The organism is Comamonas sp. (genome assembly GCF_009360615.1).
In the GTDB taxonomy this organism is placed as follows: domain Bacteria; phylum Pseudomonadota; class Gammaproteobacteria; order Burkholderiales; family Burkholderiaceae_C; genus Comamonas.
Window position 1 is genome coordinate 13153 of record NZ_SPEY01000089.1, and the last position, 15189, is coordinate 28341.

The window sequence follows — 15189 nt, forward strand, 5'->3', positions numbered from 1 at the left end:
TTCACAAGTTATCGCTATGCCTAGTGCCGCACTGTGTCCGCAGGGTTTCTGTGACGCATGGCTGTCAACCGGCCTGCTCGCAGAGGCACGGGCACCGGATTCCGGCAGGCCCCCGACGCCAAATTCCGCTGGGTCGTGAGCGGTCCGAGTGGGCCAATAACCGGGTGAGTCCCTTGGTTGGAGGGCGGCCGTCACTTCATGCCGCTGTGCCGACCGGTGCGGCATTGATGGCCTTTGCGGCCCATTCGCCACGGTGTAGGCTGGCACTGCAACTCCGTGCCATCGATGCCGCAAGCTTCACTGCGGTTTGCCTGGCATCCGGCGCAGCAATGCTTGTGCTGGTAGTGCGTCTGAGACGCTCCTCCCCGTTTGGTGTTGGCGCCTGGGGGCGGTGTGGTGGCTGTTCGCCGATGCCGCCGCGTTTTCCTTCGCCGATCGGCACCCGTCGGCTGCAGTTGGCGCTTTGCTGCCATTCCACGCGGTCCAGGCTCCCATGGCGGGCGGTGGCCTCTGTCGCGGCGAGAGGCCGGGGCCGCGGCAGTGGACGGGTTTGACCCTGGCCTTCGGCGGCTTGAGGGTGCTGCTGTGGCCCGGATTGTCCGCGCGCCCCAGGGGGGCTTGACTCATGATTTTTGCAGGAGTCTCCTGGGGCTGGTATCGCTTGCGTGCAAAGGGCGGCACTGATCCCGTTGGCGTGACGGCAGGCAACTGTCTGCGGACCTTGCTGTTTGCATTGCTGCGGGCCGTGATGGTGCAGGAGCGAGCCCCTTCGAGTGCGCAAGGACTGGCATATGCGCTGTGCTCCGGGAGGCTCATCCCGGGCTTGGGCTACGTCGCGTGGTAGGCGGCACTGCCTCATCTGAAAGCGTGAGCAGCGGCATCCCTGCAGCTCTGTGTCCCGTTGCTTGCCGCCATCGGTGCTGTTTCATTGCTGAGGGAATCTGGGACCCTCTGGCTGCCGCTGGCCGGCACAGCCTTCTTGGAGGCATTGCGCTGGTGATGGTGTCTTCCTCGCCCGGCGCAACTGTGTCTTCCACGAAGTAGTCGCTCCTTTTTCCTGCCCCTTGCGGGCGCCAGCGCGACATCCGTACGGTTCCCGGACAGGGCGTCAAGGCGCAAGCTCTCGGACAGGAAAGCTCGCGCTGCATAAAAGCCGCCCATCAGATGGCCTGTGGCAGTTCCAAGGGTGGTTCAGAAGGCATCGACGCTGTATTCACCTTCTGGCGGGTTTTGCGAAAGCAGGCTCAGCACCTCTTCCGGGGAGCGCGGATCAGGCATCGGCGCCATGATCTCTTGAGTCGTCGCTTTGGGTTCCGGATAGGCGGCGTACAGGTAGGTCATGGAAACTCCTTGACAGTGGTAGGGCGCTGATTTGTCTCTTTCTAACGCCTGATGATGTCAGTTGTTTGACAGAAAGGTGGAGCCGGAACGCAGGCATCTCCTTCAGCCTGCCATTGCTTGCTCCTTCCGTCCCGCCATTGGTCGGACATTTCTTGCGCGTCGGCATGCGCAATGCAGTCTCCTTGCCGGCAATGATGTCTCCCTCGTATCGGCCATGGTCCGCGCCGCTCCAGGAAGCCGGCCAACGCCCCTGCGCCAGGGCATCAGGGCTTCAGAAAGCCAAGCGCTCGATGTCCAGGCCGGTGTACGCCTTAGGTAGGCAAAGCGGCCGTTCAACAAGAACTTACAAGCAGCACGGGAAGTCGCAATAGCCTGAAAGACTTCATTTTTCAAGGAGTTGCCATGAAAGCGCTACTTTGGGCAACGGCAGCTGCCAGCATGCTGGCAGCTTGTTCTGCGATGCCGGGGCGTGATTCCGGCCTCGATGCAGGCCCTCATGCCCAGCAGTCCGTGGGAAGCAGCGATATGCGCTATGAATGGGGGCGTGGGGCTTATCAGGGGCCGGGCGGCACGGGCCTATGGTCCGGCGGGGATGACACTTCAGGAGGTCTGGGCTGGCGCCGTGACTAGAAGCCAAGGCTTCAGGAGTCGTGGGCCCGGGCCGGGCCAGACCCGGTGGCTCGCTTCGCGCCGCTGCCGGGTCAGCAAAGAGTGCCGACCCGGCAGCGGCCGCTTTTTCGGTGGCGGGCGCCGGCCTTGCGGCCCTGATCCTGCGTCGCGGTCGATCCCGACCGCCAGCGTCAGGGTGACTTCCTCGCATGACCTCGCATGACAGCGGGACGGGGTCCCTGGGCAAGCGGTGCTCCGGTCGCTGCGTTTGCGGCCCTGCCTGCGGCGTCCCTGGCGTGCCTGGATGCCGCTACCAAAGAACGATCTGCGAGCAGCGGAACAGCGACAGCTTGCGCCCCTCGTCATCGAATACGGTGGCCGACCACACCTGTGCAGTCCTTCCCAGATGTTCTGCCACGGACTCGACCCGCAAGATGCCTTGTTTCGCGGTACGGAGAAAGTTGGATTTCAACTCCAGGGTGGTGAATCCCTTTGCCCCTTCGGGCAGATGTGCCAGGCTGGCATAGCCGGCGCAGGTGTCGGCCAGCATGACCTGCGAGGCGGCATGCAGGAATCCGTTGGGGGCCATCATCCAGGGCGCAATGGTCAGCTCCATGCTCATGCGGCCCTCGGAAAGGCTCAGCGGCCGCACGCCAAAGGTATCGGGCAGCGTGCCGTGCTGGCGTTCAAAGAGGCTGTCCAGGGTTTCGGTGGTCCTTGGCATCATGCGGTCCTTGAGCGGGTTGGAGGTTCAGGCGGCGAGGTCTTCACAGACGCTCCAGCACCGTGGCAATGCCCTGACCGCCGCCTATGCATTGGGTGGCCAGGGCGTACCTGCCCTGCCGTCGCGCCAGCAGTGCGGCGGCCTTGCCGGTGATGCGGGCCCCGGTGGCGCCCAGCGGATGGCCGATGGCCAGGCCGCCTCCATCGATATTCACCGTGGCCATGTCCAGGCCCAGGTCACGGATACAGGCCAGCGCCTGTGAGGAAAAGGCTTCGTTGATCTCCACCACGTCCAGGTCGGCGACGGTCAGACCCGCGCGGCTCAGCGCCTTGCGCGTGGCCGGGACGGGGCCTATGCCCATGATTGCCGGGTCCACGCCTACGGCCGCGAAGCTGCGGATGCGTGCCAGGGCTGGCAGACCATGGCGCTGGGCAAAATCGTCACGGGTGACCAGCACGGCCGCAGCGCCATCGGTCAACGGCGAGGAGGTGCCGGCGGTGACCGTGCCATCCCCCCGGAAGGCTGGCTTGAGAGCTGCCAGGGCCTCTGGCGTGGTGGCTGGGCGTATGCAGCCATCGCTGTCCACCACCTGCGCGTCCGCCAGTGGGATGGGTATGATTTCATCGGCCAGTCGGCCTTCATCGCGGGCGGCGGCGGCCTTCAGATGGGATTGCAGTGCCAGCTGCTCCTGGTCGGCCCGGCTCACCGCCCATCGCTGCGCCACGTTCTCGGCGGTTTCGCCCATCGAAATATAGGCCTCGGTACCTGCCTGCAATCCGGGATTCGGAGAGAAGTTGAAGCCCCCCTGCGGCACCATCGTCATCGACTCCACACCCACGCAGACAAAGGCGTCGCCCATGCCAGCCTCGATCTGTGCCGCGGCAATATGCACCGCCTGCATCGATGAGCCGCAAAAACGGTTCACCGTCATGCCGCCCACGGTCTCGGGCAGACCCGCCAGGAGGCCGACAATGCGTGCCAGATTGTTGCCTTGGGCGGCCTCCGGGTAGGCGCAGCCGAGAATCACATCCTCCACCAGAGAGGGGTCGAGGTCGGTGCGTTGCAGCAGGCCTTGCACAACCTGGGCTGCGAGCGTATCGGGCCGCACTCCGGCGAGGCGGCCCTTTCGGGCGAAGTGGAACGGTGAGCGTGCGTAGGCAGCGATAACGGCTTTCATGACAAGGGCTCCTCGCGGTAATCAGGGTGCGGCGGCGTAGCGCCTGGCAACGGTATTGCTGGACAGCTGGCCTGCCATGGCGCGGCGCGCGGTCTCATAGGCATCCCATTTCTCTTGGGCATGCAGCGACGGGATGGTGACCTTCTCCCCCCGCGCAAAGCCCAGCAATGCGGCATCGACCAGGTCTTCCGGGTTCATCACGATGCGGGCATCCAGCTTCTCCAGCGGCAGACCCCCTGCCGCCCAGAAGTCCGTTGCCGTGGCGCCGGGCAGCACGGCCTGTACCTGAACCCCTTTGTCGGCGAGCTCGTGCTGCAGCGATTGACTGAAGGCCAGAACGAAAGCCTTGCTTGCGCCGTAGACGCCATTCAGCGTTTCCGGGGAGATGGCGACGATGGAGGCAATGTTGATGATTGCCCCACGGCCGCGCGCCACGAATCCGGGGACTGCCGCATAGGCGAGCCGCATAGGTGCCATGACATTGAGATCGATCATGCGGCTCATCTGGTCAATGTCGCTGTGCAGCAAAGGCGTATGGGTGCCCATGCCGGCGTTGTTGACCAGCAGGGTGATGCCGCTGTCTGTGCGCAGCTGCTGCTCTACCAGCGCCAGCCCGGCTCGATCGTTCAGGTCCGAAGGCATCGCTTTCACAGATCGGCCGGTGCGCGTGCTGATGCTGCCCGCAAGGGCGTTCAGCCGCTCGTGATTGCGTGCGACCAGGATCAGGTCATAGCCGCGCTGCGCGAGTTTTTCTGCATATATTGCACCGATGCCGGCAGATGCCCCCGTGATGAGAGCGGTACCTGGATGGGGTTGTGCCATGTTGAAGCTCCTTGAGGTTGATGGCGGTTGTCCATGGCCTCAATGGTGCGATATGCAGAACATGTCGTAAATGACGTATATAGTCATGAAAAAGGACGCACAAAGGACAATCCCGATGCATCGCATTGCCTACCTGTTGCCTGAAGGCTTTCAAGTCATGGCGCTGGCCACACAGGCCGTGTTCGAGCTCGCCAATCTGATGCTGGATCAGCCCTTCTATGCCGTGGAGACCTATGCGATGGGCGGCATGGCCCGCGCTTCTGCAGGGCTGGTGTTGCCGGCAACGCCACTCTCGGCGCACAGCAAGGCAGATACCTGGCTGGTGGCGGGCAACCTCACGCCCCAGGAGCCTGCTGCGGCCCCCGAGCTGATCCGTTTGCTGAGCACGGTGGCGGTATCCGCGCGGCGCATGGCAGGCCTGTGCACGGGCGCCTTCCTGCTGGCCGACGCAGGGCTGCTCGATGGTCGCCGTGCCACCACGCACTGGTATTGGGCCGAGGCTCTGCAGCAGCGCCACCCACAGGCCCGGATCGAATCCGACCGCATCTACATTGCGGACGGAACGATCTGGACCTCCGCCGGCATGACGGCAGAGATCGATCTGGCGTTGGCGCTGGTGGAGCAGGATCTGGGCGCAAAGGTCGCACGCTCGGTGGCGCACCGTCTGGTCATGCACCAGCGCCGTTCGGGTGGACAGTCGCAGCACTCGGAGATGCTCAGACTGGCACCCAGGTCAGACCGTATCCAGCTGGCCCTGGAGCACGCCCGGCGCAATCTTTCCCGGCCCTTGAGTGTGGAGGCCCTGGCGGAAGCCGCCAACCTGAGCCCGCGTCAGTTCAGCCGCGTGTTCACGGCCGAGACGGGGCAGTCCCCAGCCAAGGCGGTTGAAGGCCTGAGGCTCGAAGCCGCGCGGCTGATGCTGGAAAGCAGCCGGCACCCGCTGGAAGTCGTTGCGCAGGAGACAGGCTTTCGTGACCGCCGCCGTATGCGAGAGGCCTTTCTGCGCGGATTCGGCATGCCTCCACAGGCCATCCGGCGTGGTGCCAGGGCGCAGCCCTGAAGTCGCGCCTTCCGCTCCGTGTCGCTGCGCGAAGCGGTGGCGATGAGCATCCGCTGCTTGACCCGATGCCGGGCACGGAGTGCCATTTCACGTGCCTCATATCCGACCGTGGAGAAACCGATCACATCGAAGAAGCCGGGGGAGGATGTCCAGGGTGCGCTTTGCCGTCTCTTCAACCGAGCTGCGGCCAGAGCGATCTCCTCGGATTCGCGGGCGACATGTCTGCAGGAAAGTGGGGATGTGGGGGCATGAGCCTGCGCGTGATACCTGCCGCTGCCTGCGCAGCCAGGCGGGCCGATCCCGCTGATCCATCGGGGGATGAGCCGTGTTCAGGCCGCATGCAGGACATGCAGCAGCATCAGCAGCAGAGGCAGGGTCACCAGAGCCAGCAAGGTGGAAAGCGCAATGCCGGCGACGACTTCGTCCTGGGCGACACGGTAGCGCTGAGTAAAGAGCAAGGCGTTGGCGCCCACAGGCAAGGCCGAGCAGATCAGCATCACTCCCATCGCCGGGCCGCGCAGCTGCAGCAGCCAGGCGCAGGCGAGAAACACCAGGGGATGCACCAGCGATTTGACCAGTGTGATGCGCATTGCGGGGCGCCAGTGCGCGCCGATCTTGGTATAGGCCAGTGTGATCCCGACCAGCAGCAGTGCCATGGGGCCCATGGCGGAGCCCAGCATCTTGAGCGAGGTATCCAGGACATCCGCTAGAGGCCAGCCGGTGAGGGACCACATCAGACCCGCGAGAATCGGCAGCGGCACGGGATGGATGATGCTGTTGCGTACGGCCTGCCAGGCCGTGCGTCCCAGGGATCGGCTGTCATGGGTATCGTCTGCCTGCTTCTCGCGCGAGGAGGCCAGCTCGAAGAGCATGGTCGCGGCTGTCAGCAGGACCAGGGCATGCACCGAGATCAGGGTGAACAAGGTCACCAGTCCCTGCTCGCCAAAAGCCAGGCCCACCAGCGGCACGCCGATCATGGCGGCGTTGCTGAACATGCTGGCCAGACCACGCGCTGCAGCCAGAGTGTTGAAGCCATAGACCAGCATGGTTGCCACGAACACGAGGATGGCCGAGAGAAAGTACACGCCAATCGGGCGGTAATCGAGCTCTGCAATATGCACCTGCGCCATGGTGCGAAACAGCAGTGCTGGCAGCAGCAGCAGGAACACCAGATTGGACAGGTCCTTGACGGCGGTCTGTCGTACCAGTCCGGCTCGCGCCACTCCGAACCCCGTACCGATCAATGCAATCACTGGCAGCAGTGCCGCTATCGCGGAACCATTCATTCAACTCTCCAACTAAACTGAGCCGCCGGTCACAACTGCTCTGGGTGTGAGCACTATGCATTCACCGGGCGCAGAGCTTAACTCTTCTTTTCACCGGTTTAGGGCTCCTGCCTGTCTTGCTTGTCAGGCCTGCCGCCGCGGGCCAGTCCGTCGGTGTCACGGCCCCTTGAGTCCCCCTGTTCACAAGGGGCCCTGAAGCGTCTGGAGCAGGCGCTACTTCCAGTAACAAAAACCTTGAGGCTTGGCTGCCCCGGCCTCGGTCATCGCCGAAAATAGCTGGTGTCGGGACGGCTCGCGCATGGGCGAGCCTCTGGTCCCGGACATTGATGGTGGTCGGGAGGCCCGGTCAAGATGGCCGCCATCGCGCAACCCCTCAGAGAGAAACCCGGACACAAGCCATGCTGCGCAGCAAATTGGGAACCCTGTTGTTGGTCAGTGCTGCACTGTCGTGCGCGGCAGGAATTGCCTTGGATGCCCAAGGCACTATTGCCTACCTCGAACTTTGGCTGGCTCTGGCCGTCCTGCTGCTGCTCGGCGGCGCGGTTCTGCTGATCCTGGGACAGGACGACTAGCCGCTCCAGGTCTGTCGGCAACTGCCGCGGCCGATTCTGGGGCCCAAGCATGACGCATGCCGGGATATCGGTTATGGTGAGTGCCACACATCTCCCAGAAAGTCTCCGATGCCCAAACCAAACTATCCCTTCGAAAAACGGCAGCGCGAGTTGGAAAAGAAGAAAAAAAAGGAGGAGAAGGCTCAGCGCAAGTCGGCGGCCGCCGAGGCAGCGCCAGCCAATGCGGTGCCTGAGGTGGTTCAGGAACACCGATAAGTCCCGGATGGGCTGCAGGCCGTCGTGACTGAGGGACCATCAGGCCTCCAGGCATTTGGCCAGTTGCACGGATGGGGCAGGGCATGGGGAAGACTTCGCGGAAGTCGTCTGCCTGCACGCCGCCTCGCCCGCGCAATGCATGCAGATGCAAGCTCAGGTGCCCGCACGAGCGCCCAGCTTGCATGCCAGCTTGATCCATCGAGCACGTACGGCATCGCTGGAGTGGACCACCGGGCCGAAGCTGTGTATGCGCACCGGACGGATCCCGCAGAACTGCAAAATGGTCTGCTTCATTTGCCGGTGACCGGGTTGGCGCTGTATCCATCGGTAGTACCACGGCGGGGAGTCCATGGTCACCAGCAGCTCCGCGCTGCGGCCCGTCAGCAGGCGATCCCACAACACGGAGTTGGTTCGGTACTTGTAGGCGAAACCTGGAAGGAAGATTCGATCCAGAAAGCCCTTGAGCAGCGCCGGGAGTCCGCCCCACCAGATGGGATAGACCCATACCAGATGTTGCGCCCAGCGAATGTCCATCTGTGCGTCGTTCAGATCCGGCTCCAGCGGCTGGACATGCGCATATCCCTGGCGCAGAACGGGGTCGAAATGCATGTCTCCCAGGGACAACAGCCGCACTTCGGCTCCCGACTGGCGCGCAGCGTCTGCATAGGCGTGAGCCAGGCTTGAACACAGGCTGTGGGAAGAGGGCTGGCCCAGGATGACAAGAATGCGGCGGGACATGGTGATAGAGGCTCGCGGAGTTTGAAGGCCGCCAGCATCACCTTGCCCCGTGGGACAGAGTCAAGTCCTGGGTTGGAGTAGATGCCTGTCGGCTGCGCTGCATCCGCTGGAGTCCTCGCAGCCGGCCAACTCTTCGCTCAGTGCCGCGAGAGCGGCGTCGGCAGCCTGCAGGCATGCCAGCTCCCGGGCAATGGCGCGTCGCCGTGACCGGATCAGAGCCTGGACGGCTGCTGCGCCCGCAGAGGTGTCGATGGCGCGCAGCGGCTGAAGCGCAGCCAGGCGAAATCCCAGGGCCTGCGCCTGCCGAATCCAATGCACGCGCTGCACGTCTTCAGGTCCATAGCTGCGGTAGCTGCCCTTGCGAGCCACGGTGCCGAGCAGGCCATGCGCCTCGTACAGGCGCAGCGCCTTGGGCGTGCAGCCGGTGAGTGCGGCGAGTTCACCGATGCGCATCAGTGACCACCGGATGTTCCCAGGCCTGACCGGTGATTGCGCAAACGGCGGGTGAGTGAGATGTCATGCATGTCTGAAGTCGCTCGAGCATGTTGCGGGTGTGCAGGCCTTGGCACTGGTGACGGGGACGTCGATGTCTGCGCCCGGCAATTTGAGCTCATGGTGCTGGCGGCGCAGACCAGGGGCTGCTGTCTGAACGGCTTCAGACCATCGGACAAGAAAAAGGCCCGCCATGCGGGCCCGATCATCAATCCTGATGCGCAAGCTGTTGATCCCTGTGCGTGGCCCGGTTTTGATCGTTAGCCCATCTTCATGGCTGCAAGCCCACTGCATCGACAGCTTGTCGGTAAAGGTGTCTGCAAATGCCACCGGCTCGTCATCCTGAACCGGGGGTTCAGGTGGGCAAGAGCAACCTATCGTTGGGTTCATCTAACGCGAGACGATCACGCTCAACAGGTGATGTATCAAGCCCGTGCTCGTGGAGCATTGGTTCAAGGAAATATAAAAACCGGCAGATTTGCAGACGACTCGATTCTAACGGGTATTGGCCGTCGTGCGGAGCTCATGACTGCTTTGCCGCCGAGGTTAACTGATCAAAGCAGCCTGGCATCAGCGTCCAGCGCCTGATCGAGCCTGAGCACCAGTTGCTCTGCCAGCTCCTGCTGACGCTGCAATTCGGCCTGAGCAGCTGCATTGACTTCGGGGGGGACAGTCTGCTCCTGGGCGAGTGCCTGCATTTCCGCCTGGGCGCTGGCCATATGGGCTTGCTGGGCGTCACGGTCAAGGACATCGAACGCCATGTTGAGGGCTGCCAGCACCGCGACGCGCTCGCGTGAACGGACCTTGCCGCTGTCGCGGATGCGGGTCATCGCCTCGTCCACGCGACGAACGGCTTCCTGCACACGTTCTTCTTGACCATCGGGGCAGGTCAGCACATAGCTTTGCTGCATGATTTGCACATCGATCTGCTTCATGGGCGTCAGTGGCGGGTCTGGTGATGGAGGGTGACGGCTGTCACTCTCCCTGGTTGGCGGGCAGGCGTTCGATCAATGCATCGACGCGCGCACGAGCGGCCTGCAGGCGCAGACGCAGCAAATCGCGCTCTTGCGTCAGAGCGGTGACCTGATCGGTGAGCAGGGTGTTGGTGCGCTGCAGTTCCTCGTGGCGCACCAGCAGACGCTCCACGCGCTCGGCAATGAGATCAAGAGAGGGCTGGGTGGTCATAGACTCTGCCATTGTAGGTCTTGCAGTCCGTGGGTGAGTATAAATGTGCAGGCAAATTCGCAGTTTGCGCCAGAGCACGGCCTGCTTGACTGTCGCAGTCGGGAAACTGCAGTATTTCTCCCAAAATCGTAGCGTGCTGCGCAAGTTCTGTGTGCCTCAAACGCAGGTTTAAGGTAAAAAATCGTCACCTCACCCGCGCAAGGCTACTTCGAATGAAGGATTCGCGCCGCGTGGCACTCATTACAATGGACGCCTGTTGGTGCTCGAGGCCGCTTTCCGGTGGTCTCAGTTCAACGGGAAGCAGGGAGGGGCTGGCCAGATGCACTGGCACTCCGAACCTGCGCTGCCCCCGCAACGGTCGGCGAATGGAATGCTGCGGCACTCCGCCTTTTCCCCCATGGCCACTGGCGCTGCGCGCTGGGAAGGCCGGCAAGAGGATGATTCGCCTAGCCCGGATACCGGCCAACATGGGTTGCCTGCATTCTGTGCAGGTATGTTTGCTCAATGTCGGCGGGTAGGCTGGCGTGGGCGTATTCAAGTGTGCTTTCCATGAGTCCGCAATTTTCGTCCCTGCGCCTGGCGCAGGTGGCTTCGCGCGCACGCGCCTCCTCTTTTGTTCTCCGTCCCACCTTGCTGGCATCTACGTTGGCCATGGCGTTTGCCGCACAGGCTCAGTCAGCTGCGCAGGCCGATGCGGTGCAGATGAAAGAAACCGTGGTCACGGCCAATCGCATCGAACAGCCTTTGTCGGATCTGGTGGCCGATATGTCAGTGGTGGGTCGTGAAACGATTGAAACTGCGGGTGCCGTGGGTGTGGCCGATGTGCTCTCGCGTCTACCGGGTGTGCAGATGGTGCGCAACGGAGGTGCTGGCGCCAACACCAGCGTTTATCTGCGCGGTGCCGACACGCGTTTCACTGCTGTCTATATCGATGGAGTGCGTGTGGACTCCCAGTCCACGGGCGGTGCATCCTGGCAGGATATTCCGCTGGAAGCGATCGACCGCATTGAAGTGTTGCGCGGCCCGGCGGCGGCTGTCTACGGCTCAGACGCCATGGGCGGCGTGGTGCAGATCTTCACCAAAAAGGGCGAGGGCAAAGCCAAGCCTTATGTGGGTCTGGGCTGGGGCAGTCGTGGCACGGTGAAGGCTCAGGCAGGTATCAGCGGTGGTGTTGCAGGCTGGGATTACAGCCTGGGTGTTTCGCATGCCAGCAGCAACGGCTTTAATGCCAAGACCTCTGCGGGTTTCAATCCCGATGCCGATGGCTATCGCAGCAACGCCTTCAACGGCCGTGTGGGCTACCAGGTCAACAGCAACCAACGTGTGGAAGCCACGGCGCTGACCAGCTACATGAACGCGGGTTATGACGCCACGGTCTCCAAGACCAGTCCCATGGCCGACGACCGCAGCATCTACAAGATGAATGCGGTGGGCCTGAGCTGGCTGGCCAAGTGGAGCGATGCCTACAGCACGCGTCTTCAGTACACCCAGTCCCGCGATTTCTACCAGACCAAACCCAGTGTCTATGAGACCGATACGCGTTTGCACAGCTACCTGTTCCAGAATGAATGGCGGCAGGGCGCGCAGACCGTGACGGCCGCGCTGGAACGTCGCGAGGACAAGCTGGTCAACAACGGCCTGGACACCGGCAGCCGCAATCGCTCTCAGAACGCGCTGGCGCTGGGCTATGGACTGCATATGGGCAAGCACACGGTGCAGTTCAACGCCCGTCATGACCGCGACAGCGAGTTCGGAGGCCACACCACCGGCAGCGCTGCGTATGGCTATGCGTTCATGCCCAACTGGCGCGTCACTGCGTCGGCCGGCACTGCCTTTCGTGCACCCACCCTCTATCAGCGCTTCAGCCAATATGGCGACGCCAGTCTGTCGCCGGAAAAAGGACGCAACGTGGAACTGGGCCTGAAATGGGGACAGGGCAGCGATAGTTTCTCGGCCACGGTCTATCGCAACAACGTTTCGAATCTCATCAACTATGTCGGCGGGACGGGCTCCTGTGCGGGCAATACCGGTCCCTACGGCGGCTGCTATGCCAATGTGGCGAAGGCGCGCTACGAAGGCATCACCCTGGCCGCCACCACCCGCTTGGGTATGGTGAATCTGCAGGGTTCGGTGGACTTCCAGGATCCGCGAGATACCGACAAGGATCTGCAACTCGCTCGCCGCTCCAAGCGTTACGCCAATCTGTCTGCCGACACCACACTGGCTGGCTGGAGGCTGGGCGTCGAGATGCAGGCCGCCGGAAAGCGCTTTGACGATGCTGCCAACAAGACCGTGCTGGGCGGCTACACGCTCTGGAATCTGAGTGCTCAAAAGCAGCTGAGCCGCGAATGGAGCCTGGTGGCGCGCATCAACAATCTGGCTGACAAGCGCTATGAGCTGGCCCGAACCTATGCCACCGAAGGCCGCAGCGGCTATATCGGTGTGAAGTGGGAAGCTAACTGAACAGGGTCGCCATGACATCCATCGCAATGCCGGAAAAAACCACCCGCTGCCCCGCGCTGCTGATCAGTGCCCCGGCCTCTGGTCAGGGCAAGACCACTGTGACGGCGGCCTTGGCACGGCTGCATGCGCGCCAGGGGCGCCGGGTGCGTGTGTTCAAATGCGGGCCGGATTTTCTGGATCCCTACTGGCATGAGCTGGCCAGTGCCGCGCCCGTGCATTCGGTGGATTTGTGGATGACGGGCGAGGCCGATGTGCGCCAACGCCTGCATGAGGCGGCCCAGGAGGCCGACCTGATTCTTGTCGAGGGCGTGATGGGCCTGTTCGACGGCAACTTCAGTGCCGCAGACCTGGCGCAGCTGTTGGGCTTGCCGGTGCTGGCCGTGGTTGATGCCTCGGCCATGGCGGGCACTTTCGGGGCACTGGCCTACGGCTTGCAGCATTACCGGGATGGCCTGCGCTGGGCCGGCGTGCTGGCCAACCGGGTGGCCACCTCCCACCATGCCGATCTGCTCAGGCAAGGCCTGCGTGACCAGTCACTGTGGCTCGGTGCCATGCCGGGGGTGCAACTGGGCGATGTGGCTGTCAAGGCCAGGTCTGCGGCGCTGCTGCCGGAGCGCCACCTGGGCCTGATCGCCGCCCACGAGCTTGGCGATGCCCTGCAGCGCCTGGATGCCGCTGCCGATGCACTGGCCCAGACGCCGCTGGGGCAGAGGGCGTGGAGTTCGGAGGGCGGCCAGCCCAGCTGGCAGGACTGGTGCGTGGATTTTGCCGCGCCCGACATGTCCGGCGATCAGGCTCGGCTGGAGCGCTGGCTGGGCGGCCGTCGCATTGCCATTGCACGTGATGCGGCGTTTTCGTTCATCTATCCCGCCAATCTGGACTGCCTGCGTGCCATGGGGGCAGAGCTGTGCTTTTTCTCGCCGCTGGCTGGCGAGGCGCTGCCGCCCTGCGATGCGATCTGGCTGCCCGGCGGCTATCCGGAGCTGCATGCCCGGGCCCTGCATGAGAATCGGCCGTTGCGCGACGGCATTGCCGCACATATGGCGCAGGGCAAGCCGGTCTGGGCCGAGTGCGGCGGCATGCTGGCGCTGTGTGACGCAGTGACGGCCCTCGACGGCAGTTCCCTGCCCATGTGGGGGCTGCTGCCCGGCCAGGTCATCATGCAAAGCCGGCTCGGCGGTCTGGGCATGCAACAGCTGGCACTGGATGCCGGGCTGCTGCGCGGCCATACCTTTCACTACACGAGGCTGGAGACCGCCATGCCGGTGCTCACTCGCAGCAGCCGCCCTGGTGCGGCCGTGCAGGCCGACCGTGGCGAGGCGCTCTACCGATATGGCAGTGTGCAAGCCAGTTACTTTCATGCCTGGTTCCCCTCCTGCCCGGCGGCGGTGGCGTCGCTTTTTGGCGCAACAATCGAAGACTGAGCCGTTTTGTCCATCCCCACCATGAGTCCTGCCAGCACCTACTCCTTCGTCATGCCGCGTACCCAGCTGATTCTGGGGGGGCAGAAAAGCGGCAAATCCCGTCGCGCAGAGTTGCTGGCGCGGCAGTGGCTGCAGGCGGATGCCGGGCATCAGGCGGTGCTGGTGGCCACCGGCCAGGCCTGGGATGCGGAGATGAGCGAGCGCATTGCGCGCCACCGGCGCGACCGCGCCGAGCGCGTGCCCGGCATGCTGACTATTGAGGAGCCGCGCGAGCTGGCCCAGGTGCTGGCCCGGCACAGCAGCCCGCAGCGACTGCTGGTGATTGATTGCCTGACCTTGTGGCTGACGAACTGGCTGATGCCCATGCCCGTACAGGCTGAAAATTTGGAGTCATATCAGCCTAAATCCCATGACTGGCAAGCGCAGCTAGCTCTCTTTTTGAAAGCGCTTGATGCCGCGGTCGGCCCCGTCATTCTGGTTGGCAACGAAATCGGTCTGGGCGTGATTCCCATGGGGCGCGAAGCGCGCGCCTTTGTCGATGCACTGGGCTTGCTCAATCAGCAGGCGGCTGCGCATTGCGAAAGCGTCACGCTGATGTGTGCCGGCTTGCCGCTGGCGCTGAAAGGGCCGCAGGCATGAAAGCGATCACCCAACGCCTGGCGGCCTGTGTCGCGGCAGGCTTGCTGCTTGTCAGCGTCCTGCCTGCAGTGGCTCAACCCGTGCAGATTTCTGATGCGCGCGGCATTCAGGTGCAACTGGCCAAGCCGCCGCAGCGCATCGTCAGCCTGCTGCCTTCGCTGACCGAGAGCCTATGTGCACTGGGCGGCTGCGAGCGTCTGGTGGGGGTGGATCGCTATTCCAACTGGCCCGCCCATGTGAAGACCTTGCCCGTGGTGGGCGGGGGGCTGGATCCGAATATCGAGAGCATTGTGGCGCTCAAGCCAGATCTGGTGCTGGTTTCCATGGCGTCACGGGCCATTGCGCGCATGGAGGCGCTGGGCCTCAAGGTGGTGGCGCTGGAGCCGCGCACCCACGAGGAAG

17 protein-coding genes and 1 riboswitch are annotated in these 15189 nt (G+C 63.5%); of the genes, 8 read left to right on the forward strand and 9 right to left on the reverse strand.

Going from position 1 to position 15189, the window contains the following annotated elements:
* Positions 1-1191: 1191 nt before the first annotated feature.
* The gene (locus E2583_RS20680) at positions 1192-1341 is read right to left on the reverse strand and encodes a hypothetical protein (RefSeq protein ID WP_291598191.1); all 150 of its coding nucleotides are present in this window, start codon (positions 1339-1341) and stop codon (positions 1192-1194) included.
* 402 nt (positions 1342-1743) lie between these two features.
* On the opposite strand from E2583_RS20680, the gene E2583_RS20685 reads away from it, so the two are divergent.
* Entirely contained in the window at positions 1744-1971 is a 228-nt protein-coding gene (locus tag E2583_RS20685; protein WP_291598194.1) for a hypothetical protein, read from the forward strand.
* Positions 1972-2260: 289 nt separating this feature from the next.
* Here E2583_RS20685 and E2583_RS20690 read toward each other — a convergent pair whose 3' ends face one another.
* From E2583_RS20690 to E2583_RS20700, 3 genes are read right to left on the reverse strand one after another with little or no spacing between them, the layout of a single operon-like run.
* Positions 2261-2677 carry a PaaI family thioesterase gene (locus E2583_RS20690; protein WP_291598196.1) on the reverse strand — a complete coding sequence of 139 codons (417 nt, stop codon included), beginning with the start codon at positions 2675-2677 and terminating at the stop codon, positions 2261-2263.
* Positions 2678-2717: 40 nt separating this feature from the next.
* The gene (locus E2583_RS20695; protein ID WP_291598198.1) at positions 2718-3851 is read right to left on the reverse strand and encodes a thiolase family protein; all 1134 of its coding nucleotides are present in this window, start codon (positions 3849-3851) and stop codon (positions 2718-2720) included.
* Between the two features lie 21 nt (positions 3852-3872).
* Complete coding sequence (locus E2583_RS20700) at positions 3873-4673, reverse strand: SDR family oxidoreductase (protein ID WP_291598200.1); 801 nt, start codon at positions 4671-4673, stop codon at positions 3873-3875.
* A gap of 115 nt (positions 4674-4788) precedes the next feature.
* Between E2583_RS20700 and E2583_RS20705 the strand changes: the two genes are divergently transcribed.
* On the forward strand, positions 4789-5733 hold the full coding sequence (locus E2583_RS20705) for a GlxA family transcriptional regulator (protein WP_291598202.1): 945 nt from the start codon (positions 4789-4791) through the stop codon (positions 5731-5733).
* A gap of 329 nt (positions 5734-6062) precedes the next feature.
* Here E2583_RS20705 and E2583_RS20710 read toward each other — a convergent pair whose 3' ends face one another.
* Complete coding sequence (locus E2583_RS20710; RefSeq protein ID WP_291598205.1) at positions 6063-7019, reverse strand: AEC family transporter; 957 nt, start codon at positions 7017-7019, stop codon at positions 6063-6065.
* 398 nt (positions 7020-7417) lie between these two features.
* On the opposite strand from E2583_RS20710, the gene E2583_RS20715 reads away from it, so the two are divergent.
* Both E2583_RS20715 and E2583_RS20720 read left to right on the forward strand, forming a co-directional pair.
* Positions 7418-7591 (forward strand): hypothetical protein, encoded by a 174-nt coding sequence (locus E2583_RS20715; protein ID WP_291598207.1) that lies wholly within the window; start codon positions 7418-7420, stop codon positions 7589-7591.
* Between the two features lie 108 nt (positions 7592-7699).
* The gene (locus E2583_RS20720) at positions 7700-7846 is read left to right on the forward strand and encodes a hypothetical protein (protein WP_291598209.1); all 147 of its coding nucleotides are present in this window, start codon (positions 7700-7702) and stop codon (positions 7844-7846) included.
* 153 nt (positions 7847-7999) lie between these two features.
* On the opposite strand, the gene E2583_RS20725 is transcribed toward E2583_RS20720, so the two are convergent.
* From E2583_RS20725 to E2583_RS20740, 4 genes are all read right to left on the reverse strand, one after another.
* Positions 8000-8584 carry an NAD(P)H-dependent oxidoreductase gene (locus E2583_RS20725; protein ID WP_291598211.1) on the reverse strand — a complete coding sequence of 195 codons (585 nt, stop codon included), beginning with the start codon at positions 8582-8584 and terminating at the stop codon, positions 8000-8002.
* Between the two features lie 60 nt (positions 8585-8644).
* Entirely contained in the window at positions 8645-9037 is a 393-nt protein-coding gene (locus tag E2583_RS20730; RefSeq protein ID WP_291598213.1) for a MerR family transcriptional regulator, read from the reverse strand.
* A 593-nt stretch (positions 9038-9630) separates the two neighbouring features.
* The gene (locus tag E2583_RS20735) at positions 9631-10011 is read right to left on the reverse strand and encodes a cell division protein ZapA (RefSeq protein WP_291598214.1); all 381 of its coding nucleotides are present in this window, start codon (positions 10009-10011) and stop codon (positions 9631-9633) included.
* A 40-nt stretch (positions 10012-10051) separates the two neighbouring features.
* The gene (locus E2583_RS20740; RefSeq protein WP_043372215.1) at positions 10052-10261 is read right to left on the reverse strand and encodes a hypothetical protein; all 210 of its coding nucleotides are present in this window, start codon (positions 10259-10261) and stop codon (positions 10052-10054) included.
* Between the two features lie 240 nt (positions 10262-10501).
* Positions 10502-10743, forward strand: a riboswitch (cobalamin riboswitch).
* A gap of 67 nt (positions 10744-10810) precedes the next feature.
* Here E2583_RS20740 and E2583_RS20745 point away from each other — a divergent pair.
* From E2583_RS20745 to E2583_RS20760, 4 genes are all read left to right on the forward strand, one after another.
* Positions 10811-12724, forward strand: a complete 1914-nt coding sequence (locus tag E2583_RS20745; RefSeq protein ID WP_291598218.1) for a TonB-dependent receptor — start codon at positions 10811-10813, stop codon at positions 12722-12724.
* 11 nt (positions 12725-12735) lie between these two features.
* Positions 12736-14148, forward strand: a complete 1413-nt coding sequence (locus tag E2583_RS20750; protein WP_291598220.1) for a cobyrinate a,c-diamide synthase — start codon at positions 12736-12738, stop codon at positions 14146-14148.
* Positions 14149-14199: 51 nt separating this feature from the next.
* Positions 14200-14787 carry a bifunctional adenosylcobinamide kinase/adenosylcobinamide-phosphate guanylyltransferase gene (locus E2583_RS20755; RefSeq protein ID WP_291598224.1) on the forward strand — a complete coding sequence of 196 codons (588 nt, stop codon included), beginning with the start codon at positions 14200-14202 and terminating at the stop codon, positions 14785-14787.
* The coding region (locus tag E2583_RS20760) for a helical backbone metal receptor (protein WP_291598222.1) at positions 14784-15189 on the forward strand (406 nt) is incomplete at its 3' end. The genes E2583_RS20755 and E2583_RS20760, both read left to right, overlap by 4 nt.

Coding starts and splice junctions, on each gene's coding strand:
- E2583_RS20705 (WP_291598202.1), top strand. CDS start 4,789: ATGCATCGCATTGCCTACCTGTTGCCTGAAGGCTTTCAAGTCATGGCG.
- E2583_RS20730 (WP_291598213.1), bottom strand. CDS start 9,037: ATGCGCATCGGTGAACTCGCCGCACTCACCGGCTGCACGCCCAAGGCG.
- E2583_RS20750 (WP_291598220.1), top strand. CDS start 12,736: ATGACATCCATCGCAATGCCGGAAAAAACCACCCGCTGCCCCGCGCTG.
- E2583_RS20720 (WP_291598209.1), top strand. CDS start 7,700: ATGCCCAAACCAAACTATCCCTTCGAAAAACGGCAGCGCGAGTTGGAA.
- E2583_RS20685 (WP_291598194.1), top strand. CDS start 1,744: ATGAAAGCGCTACTTTGGGCAACGGCAGCTGCCAGCATGCTGGCAGCT.
- E2583_RS20700 (WP_291598200.1), bottom strand. CDS start 4,673: ATGGCACAACCCCATCCAGGTACCGCTCTCATCACGGGGGCATCTGCC.
- E2583_RS20690 (WP_291598196.1), bottom strand. CDS start 2,677: ATGATGCCAAGGACCACCGAAACCCTGGACAGCCTCTTTGAACGCCAG.
- E2583_RS20755 (WP_291598224.1), top strand. CDS start 14,200: ATGCCGCGTACCCAGCTGATTCTGGGGGGGCAGAAAAGCGGCAAATCC.
- E2583_RS20695 (WP_291598198.1), bottom strand. CDS start 3,851: ATGAAAGCCGTTATCGCTGCCTACGCACGCTCACCGTTCCACTTCGCC.
- E2583_RS20715 (WP_291598207.1), top strand. CDS start 7,418: ATGCTGCGCAGCAAATTGGGAACCCTGTTGTTGGTCAGTGCTGCACTG.
- E2583_RS20745 (WP_291598218.1), top strand. CDS start 10,811: ATGAGTCCGCAATTTTCGTCCCTGCGCCTGGCGCAGGTGGCTTCGCGC.
- E2583_RS20680 (WP_291598191.1), bottom strand. CDS start 1,341: ATGACCTACCTGTACGCCGCCTATCCGGAACCCAAAGCGACGACTCAA.
- E2583_RS20740 (WP_043372215.1), bottom strand. CDS start 10,261: ATGACCACCCAGCCCTCTCTTGATCTCATTGCCGAGCGCGTGGAGCGT.
- E2583_RS20710 (WP_291598205.1), bottom strand. CDS start 7,019: ATGAATGGTTCCGCGATAGCGGCACTGCTGCCAGTGATTGCATTGATC.
- E2583_RS20735 (WP_291598214.1), bottom strand. CDS start 10,011: ATGAAGCAGATCGATGTGCAAATCATGCAGCAAAGCTATGTGCTGACC.
- E2583_RS20725 (WP_291598211.1), bottom strand. CDS start 8,584: ATGTCCCGCCGCATTCTTGTCATCCTGGGCCAGCCCTCTTCCCACAGC.